General features: G+C 38.7%; 15 protein-coding genes and 2 pseudogenes. 6 read left to right on the plus strand and 11 right to left on the minus strand.

Annotated features, from left to right (window positions below; translation table 11 throughout):
- Positions 1-100: 100 nt before the first annotated feature.
- The 6 genes from SAE01_RS20450 to SAE01_RS20475 all read right to left on the minus strand — a co-directional run bounded on the left by SAE01_RS20450 (position 101) and on the right by SAE01_RS20475 (position 8,774).
- On the minus strand, positions 101-1,159 hold the full coding sequence (locus tag SAE01_RS20450; protein WP_147205670.1) for a response regulator: 1,059 nt from the start codon (positions 1,157-1,159) through the stop codon (positions 101-103).
- Positions 1,134-2,723: a PAS domain-containing sensor histidine kinase gene (locus SAE01_RS20455; protein ID WP_246113292.1), complete on the minus strand. Its 1,590-nt coding sequence runs from the start codon at positions 2,721-2,723 to the stop codon at positions 1,134-1,136. The genes SAE01_RS20450 and SAE01_RS20455 overlap by 26 nt, the downstream gene beginning before the upstream one ends.
- A 44-nt stretch (positions 2,724-2,767) precedes the next feature.
- Positions 2,768-4,147: an oxygen-independent coproporphyrinogen III oxidase gene (hemN, locus tag SAE01_RS20460; protein ID WP_147205671.1), complete on the minus strand. Its 1,380-nt coding sequence runs from the start codon at positions 4,145-4,147 to the stop codon at positions 2,768-2,770.
- A 240-nt stretch (positions 4,148-4,387) separates the two neighbouring features.
- Entirely contained in the window at positions 4,388-5,713 is a 1,326-nt protein-coding gene (locus SAE01_RS20465; RefSeq protein ID WP_147205672.1) for a S41 family peptidase, read from the minus strand.
- Between the two features lie 117 nt (positions 5,714-5,830).
- The gene (locus SAE01_RS20470) at positions 5,831-8,290 is read right to left on the minus strand and encodes an outer membrane beta-barrel family protein (protein WP_147205673.1); all 2,460 of its coding nucleotides are present in this window, start codon (positions 8,288-8,290) and stop codon (positions 5,831-5,833) included.
- 160 nt (positions 8,291-8,450) lie between these two features.
- Positions 8,451-8,774, minus strand: coding sequence for a YrdB family protein (locus tag SAE01_RS20475; protein WP_170234225.1), 324 nt, complete (start codon positions 8,772-8,774; stop codon positions 8,451-8,453).
- A 247-nt stretch (positions 8,775-9,021) separates the two neighbouring features.
- Here SAE01_RS20475 and SAE01_RS20480 point away from each other — a divergent pair, with 247 nt between their 5' ends.
- The 3 genes from SAE01_RS20480 to SAE01_RS20490 are packed head-to-tail and all read left to right on the plus strand — an operon-like array spanning position 9,022 to position 11,884.
- Positions 9,022-10,068 carry a sensor histidine kinase gene (locus SAE01_RS20480; RefSeq protein ID WP_147205675.1) on the plus strand — a complete coding sequence of 349 codons (1,047 nt, stop codon included), beginning with the start codon at positions 9,022-9,024 and terminating at the stop codon, positions 10,066-10,068.
- A 3-nt stretch (positions 10,069-10,071) separates the two neighbouring features.
- Positions 10,072-11,148, plus strand: a complete 1,077-nt coding sequence (locus tag SAE01_RS20485; protein ID WP_147205676.1) for a sensor histidine kinase — start codon at positions 10,072-10,074, stop codon at positions 11,146-11,148.
- Positions 11,123-11,884, plus strand: a complete 762-nt coding sequence (locus tag SAE01_RS20490; protein WP_147205677.1) for a LytR/AlgR family response regulator transcription factor — start codon at positions 11,123-11,125, stop codon at positions 11,882-11,884. The genes SAE01_RS20485 and SAE01_RS20490 overlap by 26 nt, the downstream gene beginning before the upstream one ends.
- On the opposite strand, the gene SAE01_RS20495 is transcribed toward SAE01_RS20490, so the two are convergent.
- From SAE01_RS20495 to SAE01_RS20510, 4 genes are read right to left on the minus strand one after another with little or no spacing between them, the layout of a single operon-like run.
- Positions 11,885-12,235 carry a hypothetical protein gene (locus SAE01_RS20495; protein WP_147205678.1) on the minus strand — a complete coding sequence of 117 codons (351 nt, stop codon included), beginning with the start codon at positions 12,233-12,235 and terminating at the stop codon, positions 11,885-11,887.
- A 3-nt stretch (positions 12,236-12,238) separates the two neighbouring features.
- Positions 12,239-12,733 (minus strand): CPBP family glutamic-type intramembrane protease, encoded by a 495-nt coding sequence (locus SAE01_RS20500; protein ID WP_147205679.1) that lies wholly within the window; start codon positions 12,731-12,733, stop codon positions 12,239-12,241.
- A 3-nt stretch (positions 12,734-12,736) separates the two neighbouring features.
- Positions 12,737-13,549, minus strand: coding sequence for a DUF6544 family protein (locus SAE01_RS20505; protein WP_147205680.1), 813 nt, complete (start codon positions 13,547-13,549; stop codon positions 12,737-12,739).
- A 56-nt stretch (positions 13,550-13,605) separates the two neighbouring features.
- A complete protein-coding gene (locus SAE01_RS20510; RefSeq protein ID WP_147205681.1) occupies positions 13,606-13,905 on the minus strand; it encodes a hypothetical protein in 300 nt (99 codons plus the stop codon).
- A gap of 446 nt (positions 13,906-14,351) precedes the next feature.
- On the opposite strand from SAE01_RS20510, the gene SAE01_RS20515 reads away from it, so the two are divergent.
- Both SAE01_RS20515 and SAE01_RS20520 read left to right on the plus strand, forming a co-directional pair.
- The gene (locus SAE01_RS20515) at positions 14,352-14,471 is read left to right on the plus strand and encodes a universal stress protein (protein ID WP_147205682.1); all 120 of its coding nucleotides are present in this window, start codon (positions 14,352-14,354) and stop codon (positions 14,469-14,471) included.
- A 1,378-nt stretch (positions 14,472-15,849) separates the two neighbouring features.
- Positions 15,850-16,248 (plus strand): GlcG/HbpS family heme-binding protein, encoded by a 399-nt coding sequence (locus SAE01_RS20520; RefSeq protein WP_147205683.1) that lies wholly within the window; start codon positions 15,850-15,852, stop codon positions 16,246-16,248.
- A gap of 371 nt (positions 16,249-16,619) precedes the next feature.
- On the opposite strand, the pseudogene SAE01_RS20525 reads toward SAE01_RS20520, so the two are convergent.
- A pseudogene (locus SAE01_RS20525) lies at positions 16,620-16,868 on the minus strand (DDE-type integrase/transposase/recombinase); the annotation flags it as partial.
- An 881-nt stretch (positions 16,869-17,749) separates the two neighbouring features.
- On the opposite strand from SAE01_RS20525, the pseudogene SAE01_RS20530 reads away from it, so the two are divergent.
- Positions 17,750-18,104, plus strand: a pseudogene (locus tag SAE01_RS20530) (DJ-1/PfpI family protein); the annotation flags it as partial.

Genomic DNA, 18,104 nt, shown 5'->3' on the forward strand with positions numbered 1-18,104 from the left:
TATCACCTCAAGAGGCAAAAAAAGTAAAGGCGCAAAGTTCTCATTTGCGCCTTTACTTATAATTTCTTTGTGGTTTGTTCTTCGAACTTTCTTAACGCGATTAATACCTTAGATTTCTAACTTTTGCCATATTCACAGGTACAATCTTTCCTTTATTAATATCGATCAAGCCTTCGGCCTTAAAATCACTAATAGTCCTGTTGAGCGACTCCGTTGCAGTTCCTATGTATTGAGCTATTTCTTCCCTGGAGATTTCTATTGCCTTACTTGTGTCTGTTATTTCAAATTTGTCTACGATATCAATCAGCGCTTTGGCTACTCTCTTGCGCAACGAGCTATACGCCAGGCTCAGCAGACGTTCCTCTTTTTCCTTTACATTTTGGGTAATGATATGTATGAACTTTGCAGCTATAGTGATGTCGCCATAGATCATCTGTAGAAATTCTTCTTTCGGAATTTGCAGCACTTCAGCTTCCTCAAGTACAACCGCACTGTCCTCGTATAAAGAGTCCTCGATCAGGGCAGTATATCCAAAAAACTCTCCTTCGTTATACAGGTTGGTGATGTATTCTTTTCCATCCTCGTGCATTTTAACACATTTTACTTTACCCTTATTTAGATAATACAAAAAACGTGGGCGCTTGCCTTCATGATACACCGTTAACTTTTTTTCAAAGGAATACATATCGTATTTGTCCGATAGCTGCTTCAGCAAACCAGAAGCTTTTACATCCTTTATAAATTCAGTCAAACCAGATACGGTTGATGGATATTTCTGCTCCAGTAATTCGACTCTTTTAAGCCTTGCCTCCACAGCGCTCAACAATTCACTGTCATCAAACGGTTTTGTGATATAATCATCAGCACCCATTTCCATCCCCTTTCTAAAATCACTTCGCTCTGTTTTAGCTGTAAGAAAAATGAAAGGTGTATGTTCTGTCGCGGCATTCTTTCTTAATAAATGTAGCACACCATAACCATCTAACTCCGGCATCATGATGTCACAAATGATCACCGATGGTTTTTCGCGTAATGCTACATCGACACCACGTTTTCCGTTTTCTGCGGTAAGTGCATTATAACCTGCCAACTCAAGTATTTCTGCCGTATTCTCTCTAATCTCGTTATTGTCTTCAATCACCAAAATTGTCTTTGCCATCAGTTGTTAAATTAGTAGGTATTGTAACTGTAATTGTCGTTCCTTTTGATAACTCACTTTCTAAATCTACTTTTCCGTGCAACAAGTCAAGATACCGTTTCACAATGTGCAGACCAAGGCCTGTACCTTGTATGTTGACCGCATTGCCGCCACGAAAAAAGCTGGAAAAGAGATGCTGTTGATCTTCTTCAGATATACCGATTCCTTTGTCCTGCACCTTTATTCTTGCTACCTCATTATCAACTTCACTCGTAACCACAACATTGCTGTTCTCGGGCGAAAACTTGATGGCATTTGAAACGAGGTTAAGCAGGATGTTTTTCAATAATTTCTTATCCGAATGTATGACTGCTTCGCCATTATGGTTATATACTATATTCTGCCCGTTTTTCAAAAGCCCTCTTACATCATCGATCGTTTCCTCAATAAAGTCATTTACTTGAAATGCACCAGGAGAAGCAGCAATTTTCCCTTCATCCAACTTACCCAGTGAAAGAAAGTCTTCAAGAATATCGTTCAGGTTTTTAACTGCATCTTTAATCCTGCCGATGTGCTTGTCCCTCCTTTCCTGGTCTTCGGCTTTGGTATACTTTGAGAGCAATGAAGCGGAGGACAAGACGGTACTTAATGGTGTTCTAAATTCATGAGATGCCATGGAAACAAAACGACTTTTTATTTCGTTAAGCTGCCTTTCTTTGTCTAGTGCTTCGCTCAACTCGCGCTGCGACACCTCAAGTTTTTGTAAGGCTTCTTTTAAAATCAAGGTCCTCTCTTCCACCTTCATTTCCAAATCAGCATTTAACGTCCGGATTTCATCTGAAACTTTTTCCAGTTCATGTTGCTGTAGCCTCATGCTTTCCTCGATCACCTTTCTATGAGTAATGTCAACAATAAATGCGATGACGAATCTTTGCTCACCACGATAATAATAACTGAGACTTACCTCAACCGGAAACTTTTGACCATTCTTTTTTTGTGCATACAGATCCCGTCCCGAGCCCATTGACCGATGTTGAGGATCCTCGTAAAATGTTTCTCTTAGTTTAATATGATGTTCCCTGATTTTTTGCGGAAGTAACACTTCCACATTATGGCCGATTAATTCGTCGGTGCCGTATCCAAACATTTTTACAGCCGCAGGATTAGCTAAGATTATCTGGCCATTCTGGTTGGTAAGTATAATGCCCTCTGTGGCATTTTCATACAACGCCGCCATGTGGGTTTTCTCAAAATTCATGTGCTGGTTCTGCCGCTTTATATACAGTACCAATAGCGTGGTAAAGAGAATCAGGAAAATGACCAGCAAATACTCGATCAGCAGCTTTGTTGTCACACCGCCTTTGGTCAAGACCATAAAGAGAACAACGACTAATAAACTACCTGCGGCAGCAATCACTGTCGAACGTATATCATTTACAAAAACAGAAAGGAAAATAACGACTAATAACCCGCTAAACGTAATTGTATAACCGGGCAGAAGGTAAACCATGACCATTGTGAAAACAAAGGCGATGGCGGCGAAAATTGTCGCCTGCTTATTATTTAATTTGAAAATTCCTTTCAATGGCTACACCGATTTATCATGCTGCAAATAGAGCGGCAAAATTACTAAATAGCTTTACTAAAAATCGGCTTATCGAAAGATGAATTATTTCTTTGCAAAAACAGATCGAAAGCGCTACAGATATTCCTGATAAAATGGTGCCCAAGTTTTGTCACTTTTAATCCATTTCTATCAAATTCAACCAACCCATCCGCTTTTAATAACGCCAACTCAGGAAATGTATACTCTTCCAATGCCTGCTCCTGTGCCTTTGTGTAGGTGGTAGTTCCCTTGCAACTAATGTCGACAATATTCTTTCGGAACATCAGATCTTCATCAGTTAAAAAATATCCTTTTTTTATTGCCAGTTTACCAGTATTAACCGTGCTATAATAATCATTAAGGGTTTTATGATTTTGGGCAAAAGCATTTCCTACATCATTAATGCTGGATACACCAAGACCAACAAGCATTCCTGAGTTTTGAGTAGTATAACCCATGAAGTTCCGATGCAGCTTTTCGTTTTTCCAGGCATTGTATAAGTCATCAGTAGGTAGAGAAAAATGATCCATTCCAATGTCTACATAGCCTGCCTTTGTCAAAAGACTTTTGCCTTTCAGATATAGTGCGATTTTCTCTGCTGGCCCAGGCAAGTGTGTTTCATCAAACAAACGTTGCCCTTTGTTGGTCCAGGGTGTGTGTGCGTAACTATAGAAAGCGATGCGGCCTGGTCTCAGCGTTATCACCTCTTCAATTGTCGTTTCAATGCTTTCCAATGTCTGTGCTGGCAAACCATAGATCAAGTCAAAATTAACTGAAGTGAATCCCTTTGCACGCGCGTGTTCTGTTGCCCGCTTTACATTTTCAAAAGGCTGATGCCTGTTAATAAGCCGCTGAACTTCGCGATCATTATCCTGCACGCCATAACTAATCCGACGAAAGCCGAGAGCATAAAGAGTGTCCAGTTGATCACCTGTTGTGTTATTAGGATGCCCTTCAATGCTGAATTCACGATTAGGGTGAATAATGCTGTTGCGGGTAAGCATCTCAACAAGCCGTTTTAAATTTGCTGGAGAAAAAAAGGTTGGTGTCCCCCCGCCAAGATGCAATTCCCTGATTACTGGTGTTTGCTGCATCAGTTTGCGATAGAGCTTCCATTCTTTTTCAATTGCACCTAGGTACTCCTCCTCTACTTTGTGGTTGGTGGTAATCCGCTTATTGCAACCACAGTAGGTACACAGCGATTCGCAAAAAGGCAGGTGCACATATAAGCTAATCCCTTTTGTGTGGTTCTCCACATTAAACCTGGTGATAAAGGTATCCTCCCATTGCTTCACATCTATCTCTTCTTTCCAATTTGGAACAGTAGGATAACTCGTGTATCTTGGAACAGGGCGGTTGTACTTTTTAATCAACTCCTGGTTTATATCTACGACATGCTTCATCTCACAAAAGTAGATTTGCCAATTCTGCTAAAAAATGACTTTCGTTATGTTATAACAAAATGGTGGTCAGCGAGGAGGACATTTTGACGACTGCTTCAAGTCTTTGTTGATGGTCTGCTTGCCTCATTAATAATGTTTAATAACCACAACTTTGTACGTCTTTGTTTGATTGGTGAAATACTTTTCGCCTATACTTTTTCCATTAAATCCCCTTCTTAGTTGTTGAAGAAATTCAAGTTTTTATATTTTTTCCAACCTCTGCCTTTCGCCAGTTACCTCGACAATTTCGACGCTATTAATCTTACCGGTTTTTTCCCTAACAAATTGTACTCTTAGCATTTTATCTTCCACGTCATAAAAATCAGCAGATAGAGGAACCAGTAACGCTTTACTTCCGGGTTCGAAAGAGAGATAAAGTTTATTAGATTCTGATGAAACAGTATATGGACCATATTTGCCTGTTAAATCTTTTTGCTGTTGTATTTCGGGTAAAAAGGGGTTTTGCTTAGCCCTTAATGAAGTGAGCAACCATTGATAAATATTATGGGGGTTAGACGAGTCTTTTAAAGCCAACTTCTCAAGTGCCTTTTCCTGCGCCACTATAAGAGCATTTGATGCAGCGACGGGAATGTCGGGTGTAACACCGGTGCCTTCCCAATTAGTGTTAGTAACAGGATTTATAGCCCTGCCAATAGGAACGAAAATAGCAAAGCGGTCATTTATAATTTCTAGTCCGCCCGGGTTAGCGCCACCACCAGTAACTTCACCTACAACGGTTGCTCTTTTTAAAGATTTTAGGTCATAGGTGAACTCTTCCGCAGCGGAAAAGGTGCCTCTGCTTGTTAGTATGTATACGTCAACATCCGGCCTTCGTTTACCACTTATAAAAGGTAATGTCCATGTTTGAGTAGTCTGATTACTAGGACGGAAATAAAAATTGTTTAAGTGTACCGGGTTGGCACTAAAAAGATAACTACATATCAGCTGTATCATTGCCGGGTTACCGCCTGTATTTTTTCGAAGGTCAATAATAAGTGCATCGGCGTTGCTCAGAAAGTTCATGGCAGCAACAGCGGTTTCTCCAGCATACTGCGGGTCAACAAAGCTGCGCAAGTCAAGGTACCCTATATTTCCATCCAACAGCTTTACTTCCTTAAATCCATAATTGTTGTTCTTCATTCGTTGCAACATTGCAGTTGTTGCCTTTGGGTCGCTACTCGTTCCCTGCCTTGCACGAATATCCCTTATGTAATCTGGGTCAACTCTCACTCCCAAGTGCTTATCTTTAGTTACCAACTGCAAGTCTGAGGTTAAACGACCAGAGAAACTTATGGGGTCCCTTAAACTAGAATAAACACCTTTATTAAGATTAGACATCAGCAGGTCAGAGGTTTCTTTTGCCACTTCAGGGAAGACGTAGCGGTTGTTTAACAACGAACTGATACTAGAAATTACCTCTCGCTGTTCTGAGGCAGTTACGGCGACGGTGGTGTCTTTGGACTGCGCTTTCCCAATCATTGAATTAAAAGGCAGTATTATCGAAAGAACTATAAGGAATTTTGTCATAAAAATTAAGTTTTGGTGTCGTAACGACTATTTTAATAATTTAAAAATCTGCGTAGGATTTTGTTACTATCTATGAGTTTGTCCGTGATGTTTTTATTGCCCGAATAATTTCACGATTTATTGCTTCACCCTGCTTTGCTCGCTCTCGAGGCCGGTTGAACGATGACGCGCTTCTTTGATGGCGCTGCTTCCAAAGCGATAGCTAAATGTTAAGCGGAAAACACGGGTTTCAGCCTTTTGATACAGTTTGTAATTAACACTGCTTAGGCTGCTGTGGATGTTTGTAGCACGAGTGTTGAAGACGTCATTTACAGAAAATTTGACACTTGCTTTTTTATTCATCAACGTCTTGCTTAATCCCAAATCAACACTGTAGCTGCTGCCGAAATTAAAAGTTCCATAGACATTAGATGAAGTGTAATTTGCGCCGGCCTCTGCTGTAAAAGTTTGAGACAAGGTGAAATTATGATTGGTGTTTAAGTAGAAACTGCTCTTGTTTACATCGAGGTTAAGACCTTCCAATCCTGTTGCCTGGTACTGGTTGTTAAATACAGTTACAGTGTTGTTTGTGTTCCACCATTTAGTTATTGCAACAGGAGCATTTAGTGTCAGACTTAAGAATTTAGCATCATTTACGTTAGCCGAAGTTTGATACAAACCTTTTCTTGCAGTGTCTGGAAGTATAACGTCAGTAATATTATCTTTTGTAACTGCATATCTAAAGTTTGCACTGTACTTTTTCTTGTACAAATAACCTACTTCAAAAGAATGCGTGTATTGCGGATTTAGGAAAGGATTGCCTTTTTGAAAAGTATATTGGTCAAGATAATAAACAAACGGATTTAGTGCATCATAAGATGGACGGTCAATGCGCCTGCTGTATGAGAAACTTGTGCTATGGTTATTTGAAATTGTTTGATTTACAAAAAGGCTGGGAAACAAATCGAAGTAGCTTCTCTCCACAACCTTATTTTCGGTAATAGAGTTGCCTTTTGAAATTGTCTTTTCAGCACGCAACCCTATTTGAATACTGGTATTCTTAAACTGCTTACTTCCATTTACATAACCGGCGTGGATTGTTTCGTCATAAATAAAATGATTACTGCGGTTGCTGTTATTCTTCCAGTTGTTGTTTTCCATCTCTTCGAACTGCAAGTCGTTATCAGTACGTACTAAACTGCTTTTCACACCAGCCTCTACCTTCAAACTTTTAGAAACAGGCCATACATAGTCAGCCTTAATTGACTTTATGTTGATGAGAGAGGGCGTTGTGTTCCTGTTTAGATAAGGGTCTCTGAACTGGCTTCCATCCTTGCTAAGAAAGAAATTATCATAAGAATTAAAATCTCTTGAATGGTTCCTGGAGCAATCTGCATCTATTGCAAGCTCCTTGCCTGTAGTGTCGAGAATTACCTTGTAATTGATATTATAGGCCATGTTTCGGTAACGTCCATTGCTTCTGCCTGCAACATTTATAAGGGAATCTGACACCTTTTGAGATGCACCGATGTTGGTAACATTATTAGAATTGGAAGAGGAATTATTGGCATAGCCAGAGATTAAAAAACCTAACGTATTTTTTGAATTCAGAAAGAAGTCAACACCGGCCTTGTAATTATTGCTTTGATAGTTTCTGTCATCTGCTTCACGTTGCGTGAAATAAGTATTTTGGTTATTTAGTCTGTTCACTCGGCTGATATCGAGAACTCTATCGGTATGGTTTACTCCATGGTTGTAGTTTGCAAAGATGTTCATCTTTTCATTCCGGTGATTTAAATTAATTCCTGCGTTGGTCTTATACCTGTTACCGTATCCCATCCCGATGTTCGCAGCGCCATTGGTGCCTACAGTTTTACTCTTTTTTGTCTTAATATTTATAATTCCTGCATTGCCTGCCGCATCATATTTCGCCGACGGATTTGTGATCAACTCAATGCTTTCAACCTGGCTGCTTTGCATACTTCTTAAAAGCTGAGCAACCTCACTGTGGCTCATATAAGTTTGTTTGCCATCAATCATAACCATCACACCACTCTTGCCGCTCATCGAAATATTTCCGTCCTTATCTACGATTACTCCGGGTGCTTTTTCCAACACTTCCAATGCAGTCGAGCCTGCTGAAATGGCGCTGTTTTCCACGTTTACGATTGTCCTATCAATTTTTCTTTCTATGAATGACTTCTTTGCAGTCACTACAACTGCCGCCAGAGATTTGCTTTCGATTTCAAGCTTTAATGAAGGTGCCTGTACTTTCGAAACACCAGCACCAATTGTGATTGTATTGCTCTTGCCTGCACGATAACCGGTCATGGAAACGGAGATAAAATATGCACCCGGAGTTATGTTATTGAAACGATAAGTGCCGGTAGAGTCAGTCATCGTTGTTTTAATAAGTGAAGAGTCTTTTACAGTTAGTAAGCTAATCGTTGCATAAGTCAACGCCTTGTTATTTTCACCGGTAACGATACCTGATAAAGCGGCAACTTTAGCTGCTGCCGGAGATGCATTTTCTTGTGACTTTGCAAAAGATGAAACCAATAAAAGTAATGCGGTTAAATAAGCAGTCAAACGTTTCATAATTGTTTTGATTTTTATGAAACAAAGAGATACAAAATCAAAAACGATAAGAAACCTATAAAGACGAATGACGGAAAAGGGATGACAGAACAGGAATTAGGGCGACAAAGCATTTAGCGATGACGGTAAAATATAGCAGGAGCAATCGTTAGGAGCCAACCTAATTCTTCAACAGCCAAAGAACACGGTCATAAGAAGCGAGATAATGGAGGGATGAAATAGTAATGAAGATATAGCCGGTTCTATTCATATTTAGCGAGAACAAGAAATAGGCAGCAGTAACAAAGAGTGTGAGCTCGTATAACAGTCTGAGCCATCCTGGTATGGATACGATTGCTTTACCTGGGTCTCCATCTACTTTAAACACGGCCCAGACAATAGCAGCAATTAACGGTGCTCCAATCCCGATTAAGTACTTAAAGAAGCCCTGGAACCGGGTGAAGCCCCAGCAACTAAAAATGACTAAAAGAGCAATTTCTAACAAGAATCGGGTTGCTAAGTTTAAAGGGTGGTTGTTCATTTTTCGGTAATTGCTGTTATGCAAATTTTTTTCAGCCTAAATAAGCCTTCTTCACAAACCTAATAAAAACATGAATCTTCATAAAATCGGATTTATGATTCGTCACCTGAAATTCGTCATTCGTCGGCTGTTTTTTGTTTCAAATGATTCTATTTTGCACATTCGTGCTTTCATTGATTCTTGACCCTTTTATTGATTTACCTATAATCGAATGCTTAAAAAGCCAATTCTAAAAAACATCCATATCATACTTCTGCTAACAGCAATTGTTACAAACCTGTTGTTGTTTTTGGTATTTATGTATGTCAACGGAAACCGGCTTAATCCATACGGCGTACCCTTAAAGGAATTCTGGAGGGAGGATTGGCTGTTCATTTTACAATTTTTTGTTATCACCTATTTCGTTTATTATTCTATTGATTATTTCAATAACACGAACAAGGCTAATCAAAACAGCTCGGTAAGATTTATAAAAGAACTACTGTTCATCATCATTGTGGGTTTTATTTTACAGGAGTTTTTTCGAACCATTTTTATAAAGTTTATTGTTCGGCCAGAGGACCCAAAAACTTTAAATGCAAAACTTAGATTGTTGCAAATGGTGAACGTAGCTGCTATTTTGGTCCAGTACAGTTTTATGACCAGTCTGCGCATTTACGAATACCTGCAACAAAAACAACTTGAAATAGTACGGCTGCAAAAGGAGTACACCCAATCACAATTTGAAGCGCTTAAAAACCAGCTCAACCCTCATTTCCTGTTCAATAGCCTAAGCGTCCTAAGCTCTTTGGTGTATGTGGATGCGGACGTGGCAGAGGAGTTTATTGAAAAGCTTTCAAAAACGTATCGCTACCTTCTCGAGCAACGAGACAGGGAAAAAATTGAAGTGTCAAAGGAAATTAATTTTTTGCGTGCTTATATTTTTCTTTTACAGCAACGTTTTGGAAAGAAGTTGAAGGTGACTATGACTAACGTTAACGGAAAAGGCTTGCTGGTGCCCCATTCACTTTTAATAGCGATGGAATATATTATTTCAAATAATACCATGTCTACCTCAAAACCACTTTGTATTGATATAACTGCCAACGGAAATAGCCTACAGATTGCTTACAACTCAAATCCAAAACCAACAATTGAATATGATAGCGAAAAACAATTGCAGCATTTACAAAAAAAATACTTACTAGTAGAAGAATCAGCATCTGTACTGCCTCAACAACAAGGCGAATTAACGGCTATTCAATTCCCTTTTATTTAAGCTATGACCGATATTAGCAAGACCTATAAAAACGTCTCAACACTCAAGCTAACCTCGATAGTGGTTCTTGCAGTAAGTGTACTGTTCCCTTTACTGTTTGCATATATTAATGACAAGATGAACACGAAAGTACTCTCCCGTGAACTTACCCTAACGCCGGTACGGCTAGCAGGCATTACTATCATTATTTATGGGGTGATACAAGTTATCAATAAGGTCAAATTTAAAGGAAGGTTGAGATGGCTACATTATCTCGTTGAGATGCCCGTTATCATTTACATAACCTTTTGGTGGCTCTTGTTTACGCTTCAATTTATTGATGGTCCAATTTTCTGTGGCTGTACTTATCCGACCAACACCTGGCACTTCAGGCAATATATAGCGTTGTATATGGTTGGCGCTACTTTCATTTACATCTTCCAATCGGGACTGAATTTCTATAAGCTTGCGCAGGAAAAAGCAGCGGAGGCGGAGAAACTTCAACGTGAATATGCACAAGTCAGGTTGCAGGCGCTAAAGAACCAGGTCAACCCGCATTTCCTGTTTAACAGCTTAAGTGTTTTATCATCATTGGTACACGTGAGCGCAGAGATATCTGACAAATTCATTCAACAGTTATCAAAAGCTTACCGGTATATATTGGAGCAAAAAGACATTGATTGGGTCACCTTGCAAAGCGAACTTGATTTTTTAGATGCCTATTTTTTCCTGTTGCAGATACGGTTTGAAAAAAAGGTAATGCTGGTGAAAGAAGTAAAATTAGATGAAACGGAATTCACACTTCCGCCGCTTACATTGCAATTACTTGTAGAAAATGTGGTTAAGCACAACAAGATGTCTACAAGTGAGCCTTTAACCATTCGGATTTATAATGAAGAAAATTACCTGGTGGTCGCCAACAACATCAACAAACGAGAGCAGCATGAAACTTCCACCGGTATCGGCCTCGAAAACATCCAAAAGCGATATGCCTTTATAACAGATAAAAAGATTGAGATTATAAACGGTAATGAAGAATTTATCGTGCGTATTCCACTGATTAAAAATAACAGCAATGAGGGTTATAATTATAGAAGATGAACAACTGACAGCACAAAGATTAGAAAACATGCTTCATAAATATGATGCATCGATTGAAGTTGCGGCAACCATTCCGTCGGTGGCAGAAGCAATCGAATGGTTTAAATCGAACCCTGACCCGGAACTTGCTTTTATGGACATTCACCTTGAGGATGGGCAGTGCTTTAGCATTTTTGAAAACATAAATCTCCAGGTACCAGTAATATTTACAACCGCTTACGATGAGTACACCATAAAGGCATTTAAGGTAAATAGCGTTGACTACCTGATGAAGCCGTTGAACTACGACGAACTGGTGCAGGCTATAGAAAAGTTCAAACGGGTACATGCACAAAAGCACGAAGGACCTCACGGACTTGAAAACTTGTTGCAATCCTTAAACAGGAAAGAGCCGGAATATAAAGACCGTTTCCTCGTATCCATTGGCTCACGCCTTCGCACTATTGAGACGGCTGATATCAACTACTTCTACAGCGCTGAAAAAATAACCTTCCTCGTTACAAAAGACAACCAACGGTTTCCAATAGATTATAGCCTCGACAAGTTAGCGACGACGTTAAACCCTAAAGAATATTATCGCATCAACAGGCAAATGATGGTGAAGCTTTTAGCCATTTCAAATATTCACGTTTACCCTAAAGGCAAAATTAAATTAGACCTGGTACCTGCAATGAAAGAAGAGGTATTTGTAAGCCTTGACAAAGTTGTTGAATTTAAGGACTGGCTGGGGAAATAACTATTGATAGGGAGTAATCTTGCTCCTGTTGACATTATTGTCAACTGGCGACACTACTCTTCTTTTTGCAGTTAAATTCTTTGGTGTAAATATTATGATCGTTAACACCCCCCAAACAGTTAATAGAAACCCCATGTAACTGCCGACTTGTTGATTAGCAATGTCTGTTGAGAAGGCAATATCGATCGTTGAATGAAAGACAGCGCAAATTAAAATACTGCCTTTAGAAGAATTGAAAAGCCAGGTTAATAAAACGCTACCTGTAAATAAACTAAATATCCAGCCAAAAATACCTGCGGTATCCATTGTAAGGTAGCCCGGCCTATAGAAGAACAAAGGGAGATGCCACAAAGTTCATAATGCCGTTAGTAACATACTTGATGTTAATGCACTGAATTTCTTTTGAAATAGAGGTAATGCAAAGCCTCTCCATCCTACTTCTTCACCTAAGCCAAAGAATAAAAAGTTGTAAATGAAGAAGTTCAGAAAATTCAATGATGGAAATTCCTTTGCCTGTAAAAAACCATTTAAATCAATTGTTGTCCCATCCAAAAAGTGTAGAATTACCAATGAGAGTAAAGCAAGTGTAAAGGGGCTTAGAAGTGCAACAAACAGGTACTCCAGAGGTCGCAATTGGAAACATTTTGAGAGAAGAAATTTCAAGCCAATCTTTCCATAATAAATAAGGGTTGTACCAACAGCTGCAAGTAGCGGACCTAAGCCACCTAAAGCATGCTGGAAGGAGAACGCTGGTAGTTTATGTACACCAATTATATGTCCATATAAAGGCAGCCAAATAAACCAGGAGATCAGGTACGCAAGACAGAAATATGTTAAAAGCTGCTTCAATTCTTAGAACTTAAACGGTTTATCATACTCAATTTTATTTACTTTAAATTTTGCGTAGCTGAAATCGCCTTCCTTTAGTCTATAGATCGCTTCGATTGTTGTCGGTACTTTTACTCCATTTATTTTTTTATAATTCGACACGATGCCGATCCAGGTCGTTAACCCACCATCACCCATGTATCGCTGCGTCTGAAAGTGTATAATTTCACCTTTAGCATTAAAACTAACTATATAAGAAATTGAGATATTATTATAACTGAATGCTAGCCGAGCGGTTGTATTGTCAATAGGAAACCATTGTAAATGTTGGTTAGGTAAAAGATTTGTAGGAAACCATACACTTTCTCCTAACCATCGAAGTAATTCGCCGTGATCATATTTTTCACCCCTTCCATCAGCGATTTTTAAAATAGAAAATAAGGACACTACAAGTCTTCCCGTACTGGAGATGTACCTATCCTTTGCAGTAAACATTGATGTTGTGCCTTTCCAAATAAAGCCTGGTGTTTGTGTAGTAAAGTATTGTTCACCCGCAATCGCAACCCAATCTTTCTTTTGGTCTGTCTTAAAAAGTCCATCATGTTTTAACCTTATATAACTGATATAAGGCTGCCCTTCCTTTAAAACAAGCCTGAAGTATCGTTGCACAGGTTCGGGCAAACCTTGAAGTTGGTTATAGTGAAACTTCTTATGCGATATGTTACCTGACTCAGAGAATAGTGTACCTACTTCATTTTTAAATTTGAGAGATACGAATACTTTGCCTACAACTAGCAGGATAAGAATTAGGACTATAAAGCTTAAAATAATTGTCATTGGTTTTTTTAAAATCATCATTATTCACTCCACATTTTAAAATGGTACATTTTAGCTTAAATCGACACAAAAGCTTTAAGCCTCTCGACTAAACTTTCTACCACCTCTTTGTAACGTTGTGAAACCTCGTAAATGGTTTCATTTTGCATCCTAAAAGTTATCTCGGGGGGAAGATTTGTAAGGATTTTAGTTTCTTCACTAACAAATGGAATGGCGTAAAACTTGTTTCCTTTTTGGTATACTTCAAATATTATAGAAACATACGTTACAACATTTCCAGGTTGGCGATACTTAACATCTACATCAACATTTGCTACCTTATGCATAGCAGCAGGGGTTATTATTAGACCTGACATAATTACCAATTTAATAAATTTAATGTTTCTCAAAAGTAAGTTTAGAGATTCTCGACCTTGCTGATCTAAAACCAGTTAAAAGCTGATTTTAATCATCAAACCAAAAAAGACTGCCTAAATGATAGCTGTGCCGACTGCCCTTGAAACGCAAGTACGCGGTTTAAATGGAATTTAGTGTTCGATAGCATGTCGTGGAGGCCAATGACGGTAAGTACAAGCACTGACACTGTGATGTTGAAAACTGGGTATATTACTTACAACAAAAAGTGAACAGGGAAATTTTACTACTCAAGGTTTGGAATATAACAACGTCGATCTTTTTGAAAGGGAAGGCGCAAATTCTTTTTGCGTAATTGCGAGTCCTGTAAAAAGTCAGTATTTATCATGACTATAATCATCTAATAGAAAAAACACCAGAATTACTTTCGTTCTATTAAAATATGATCGTGAAAAAGATACTAGTACCAACTGATTTTTCGCCTAACGCTAATAAAGCCATCGACCTTGCTGTACAAATAGCAAAACTGGCAAAGGCAGAAATTTATTGCAGTGACTGCGAAAACTGAAAGTAATTTGTTGACCCACCGAGAGAAGAAATTTATCCATAAAATATGTATTGGTAACAGGGGCACAGGCTAGGTTTTCGTTTTGACAGTAATTTACAAGGGGGGGTAATTGAAGGCGCTAATGGCTGATAAGTGTAGTCGTTAGGCGCACCAGTAACAGTTAACGTAGTGTTTCCGCCTGCACAAAAGCTGTTATTCCCTGTGATTGTTTGCGACAAACAATAGCGGAAACAAGCAATAAAAAGGTTAGAGATAAACTCTTGAAGAGCATAAGACAGTTAGGTTAATAGAACACTGGGGGTTGGCTAATGTAGAGGTTTATTTTTGAAGATTGACTGCATATGACACTTTTATTTCATTGTGATCCGCCGCCTTCCTGAACGCCTTTACCCTACGTGTAATAGAAAACCAAACTTCCCCTTATTCCTCCGCTTTTGCTTACACCTCTACCACTCCGACTGCATGTATTTGAGCCGCAATCTTGTTCGTGCGTAGTGCCTCCAAGTGTACCATTATCACATTGCCTTGTAGAAAATCTTCTGTGACTTCTACCAAAAAATTCCTTCATTAATCATTACACAACTGGTTTTAAAAGCTTGAGTTATTTAAGGCATGCTGATTAAATAACCCAGAGAGATACATTAACATGATCCTTGAATTATTGAAATACAAGTTAAATACATAAGGGTTTTTTTGAATTATGTGAAATACTAACGGGTAGTAAAAAATCACTGGTATTATTAAATAGTGGAACAGAAAGGGACCGAACCGTCTAGCTTATCATGTAAGAACACGAAGCTAAATATTCTGTAAATAGGGATAGAAAAGGTAATGCTTCAACGATCTATTAAAGCCTTTATTGTCGCCAGAACTGTCTTTAGGTTTTTAATGATACACTCCTCCCTGCAATTAATTTGAGCAAATAGCAGCAGATATAGCAATATTAGATGGGTTCACAAATCGCAGTTGTCTACTAAATATTTTCTTGGCACTACTAAGTTACCCTTACTAAAAATGCAATAACTAAGAACACCGAAGGTGGCGCGTATGAACCGTGATGAATTTAAGGTAGAGTCCGCATCACAGCCTTGTCATTATCCTTAGAATGGATAAGCAGTTCCCCAGGTATAAGCTAAGACGACAACCACACGTATGTCAACCTTGAGTTTCTATTGCCAAAGCAAGAGAAGCGCGACATATGCTATTACGACCAGCGGATACTTTTTGCTCAACTAATGAATGGTCTTATATGCGTCGCCTTTAGGCGACGCATATCGCGAAAAACTACTGCTGCACATGCTGGCATGTAGGAGGTTTGTCACTTGTTTTTTATGATCTGTTTGTACATTTATATTCTTAATTACTCAAACTAAAAATAATGAGCGTAACATTAGACCAAGCAGAAAAAATTTCAGAAGCTGCCAAAGCCAAAGCCACAGAGATAGGCGTACCTATGAATATAGCAATTGTTGACGAAGGTGCTAATCTTGTATCATTCCACAGGATGGACAATGCATGGTTGGGATCTGTTGATATTGCAATAAAAAAAGCTAAAACTGCACGTTTTTTTAATATGAACTCGGGGGAAATTGGTAGACTTTCACAACCTGGCGGACCATTGTATAATATTGAACATTCCAATGGAGGACTAATATCCTTTCCGGGCGGTGTAGTGCTAAAGGATGCGAGTGGTAAAATTGTTGGGGCAATAGGCGTATCAGGCGGCAGCGTTGGCCAGGACCATGAGGTTGCTTCTGCTGCGACTGCAGCTTTATGACACTTTCTAAAGCATTTAAAAGGTTCTTTGTTAATTCCTTCCTGCGCTTTTTCAGTGAAAACAGGAAGGAATTCTGCATTCACGCTGCTACTGATTTCAGCCATTGTAACATCTTTAAAAGGCTAAGGGACCGTGGCATTTCCAGGTGGAGCTGTTGAACAATCTCACTATCCGTATGTTTTCAACTACGGATTTCGAATGAGAAGCAGGACTGTATTTTTTATTCCAGGACCGTTAATTTAGTAAAGTATAAGCTGTTATAAGATATTCAATAGTCTTAAAAAATACCGCAGATGTTTTCTTAACGGAATTATTTTTGGCTCTGTCGCATCTATTCTCACTGAGGCAAATTATTCCTAGCAGCTGCTCAATCAAGCGGCTAATGAACAAAAGGTTTCGAAGTAGGTGGCCATTGGAAAATTTACTTGCCCCTTCTTAATCATTCTTACTATTTCTATTCCTGTTAGTGTTCGTGATGCTGATGGGAAACTCTTAAATCCTAACATACCTGCAGTTCGCCATTTTATAAATCGATGATCTCCCTCTACCCTATTATTAAGATACTTACATTGCCTGATTCTTATTCTCTTTAAATGCCTCTTTTTGTAGGTTCTGATCGCTCGGTTCTGTCGCATCTATTCTTCACAAGGCGAATTATTAGTAGCTGCTGCTCAATCAAGCGGCTAATGAACAAAATGATTTGAAGTAGGTACCCATTGGAAAGCTTACTTGGCCCTTCTTAATCATTTTTACTATTCCTATTCCTATTAGTGTTCGTAATGCTTACTCAAAACTCTCAAACCTAATATTCCCTGGTTCGCCATTTTATAAATCGATGATCTCCTTCTACCATATTGCTTAGTTCTTATTCTCTTTAAACGCCTCTTATTGTAGGTTCTGATCGCTTCCCTGTTCAATCCACTCTTATCTATGTTAATCACTTTATGACCGCCATTATTACTGATTGCCTCTAGCAGAAACTAGCAATGCCTTGTTCCATAGCACTAAGATTATATCTCAAAGATAGATTCAAATAAAAATTAGCACGAGGCGTCCTAACGATAAGACACAAACCCAAAATCTTGTAACTCTTATCCATAATTGTGTAACGCGAACCCTCTACCACGAATCTATCTTTGACTTATAATCAAAACAAAAAATTATGAAAAAGTCAATCGGCTTAACAAGCCAAAGCCAAACAAGTAAAACCTGTGGTAATGCAAATTGTACATGTGAAGTTTGTACATGCGAATGCTGCTCATGCGGTACTAACTAATAGCAACAGGTGCACCACTGACGTAGTTTTCAAAAAACTCAAAGTCAATGAAGCAGGGATGTTAAAAAGAAAAAGGTGCACTAACATGCACCTTTTTCTTTTCTATAGCTGTATGATCTTCTCACTTAGCACCGCAGTTACTTGTCCTTTTTTGACACATCGTCGTCCTAAAAAACACTATCGAGGTTTGCAACTTTACAACACCAAAACAAAAATATTACGATTATGAAAAAGATTAAAAAACCGCTGCTAACCATCATTATAGCATTGCTGGTTCTTAGCATAGTACTCTACCTTTCACTTCCTCAAGTCTTCTCACAAAAGATAAAAGTCTATAAAGGCAGCAATAATTTAGCATGGACCAAGCCTGTACTTGACAGCACAAAAAAAACGGTCATTATTGTTGCCGATAACGAAGGAACAGAGATGTTTGACTTGATGGCTCCGTTTTATTTATTTAATGCTACACAAAAAGCAAACGTACTTGTAGTGTCGGAGAAAAAAGCACCGATCCTATTATTTAATAGCCTGTTCATACTTCCGCATTATTCTTTTTCAGAAATAGATTCGTTACACGTTA

The sequence above is a fragment of the Segetibacter aerophilus genome (genome assembly GCF_007991655.1).
Taxonomy (GTDB): Bacteria; Bacteroidota; Bacteroidia; order Chitinophagales; family Chitinophagaceae; genus Segetibacter; species Segetibacter aerophilus.

Excerpts from the sequence above, each read along its gene's own strand:
- SAE01_RS20450 (WP_147205670.1), bottom strand. The coding sequence starts at position 1,159 with ATGGCAAAGACAATTTTGGTGATTGAAGACAATAACGAGATTAGAGAG.
- hemN (WP_147205671.1), bottom strand. The coding sequence starts at position 4,147 with ATGAAGCATGTCGTAGATATAAACCAGGAGTTGATTAAAAAGTACAAC.
- SAE01_RS20465 (WP_147205672.1), bottom strand. The coding sequence starts at position 5,713 with ATGACAAAATTCCTTATAGTTCTTTCGATAATACTGCCTTTTAATTCA.
- SAE01_RS20470 (WP_147205673.1), bottom strand. The coding sequence starts at position 8,290 with ATGAAACGTTTGACTGCTTATTTAACCGCATTACTTTTATTGGTTTCA.
- SAE01_RS20480 (WP_147205675.1), top strand. The coding sequence starts at position 9,022 with ATGCTTAAAAAGCCAATTCTAAAAAACATCCATATCATACTTCTGCTA.
- SAE01_RS20485 (WP_147205676.1), top strand. The coding sequence starts at position 10,072 with ATGACCGATATTAGCAAGACCTATAAAAACGTCTCAACACTCAAGCTA.
- SAE01_RS20490 (WP_147205677.1), top strand. The coding sequence starts at position 11,123 with ATGAGGGTTATAATTATAGAAGATGAACAACTGACAGCACAAAGATTA.
- SAE01_RS20505 (WP_147205680.1), bottom strand. The coding sequence starts at position 13,549 with ATGACAATTATTTTAAGCTTTATAGTCCTAATTCTTATCCTGCTAGTT.
- SAE01_RS20510 (WP_147205681.1), bottom strand. The coding sequence starts at position 13,905 with ATGTCAGGTCTAATAATAACCCCTGCTGCTATGCATAAGGTAGCAAAT.
- SAE01_RS20520 (WP_147205683.1), top strand. The coding sequence starts at position 15,850 with ATGAGCGTAACATTAGACCAAGCAGAAAAAATTTCAGAAGCTGCCAAA.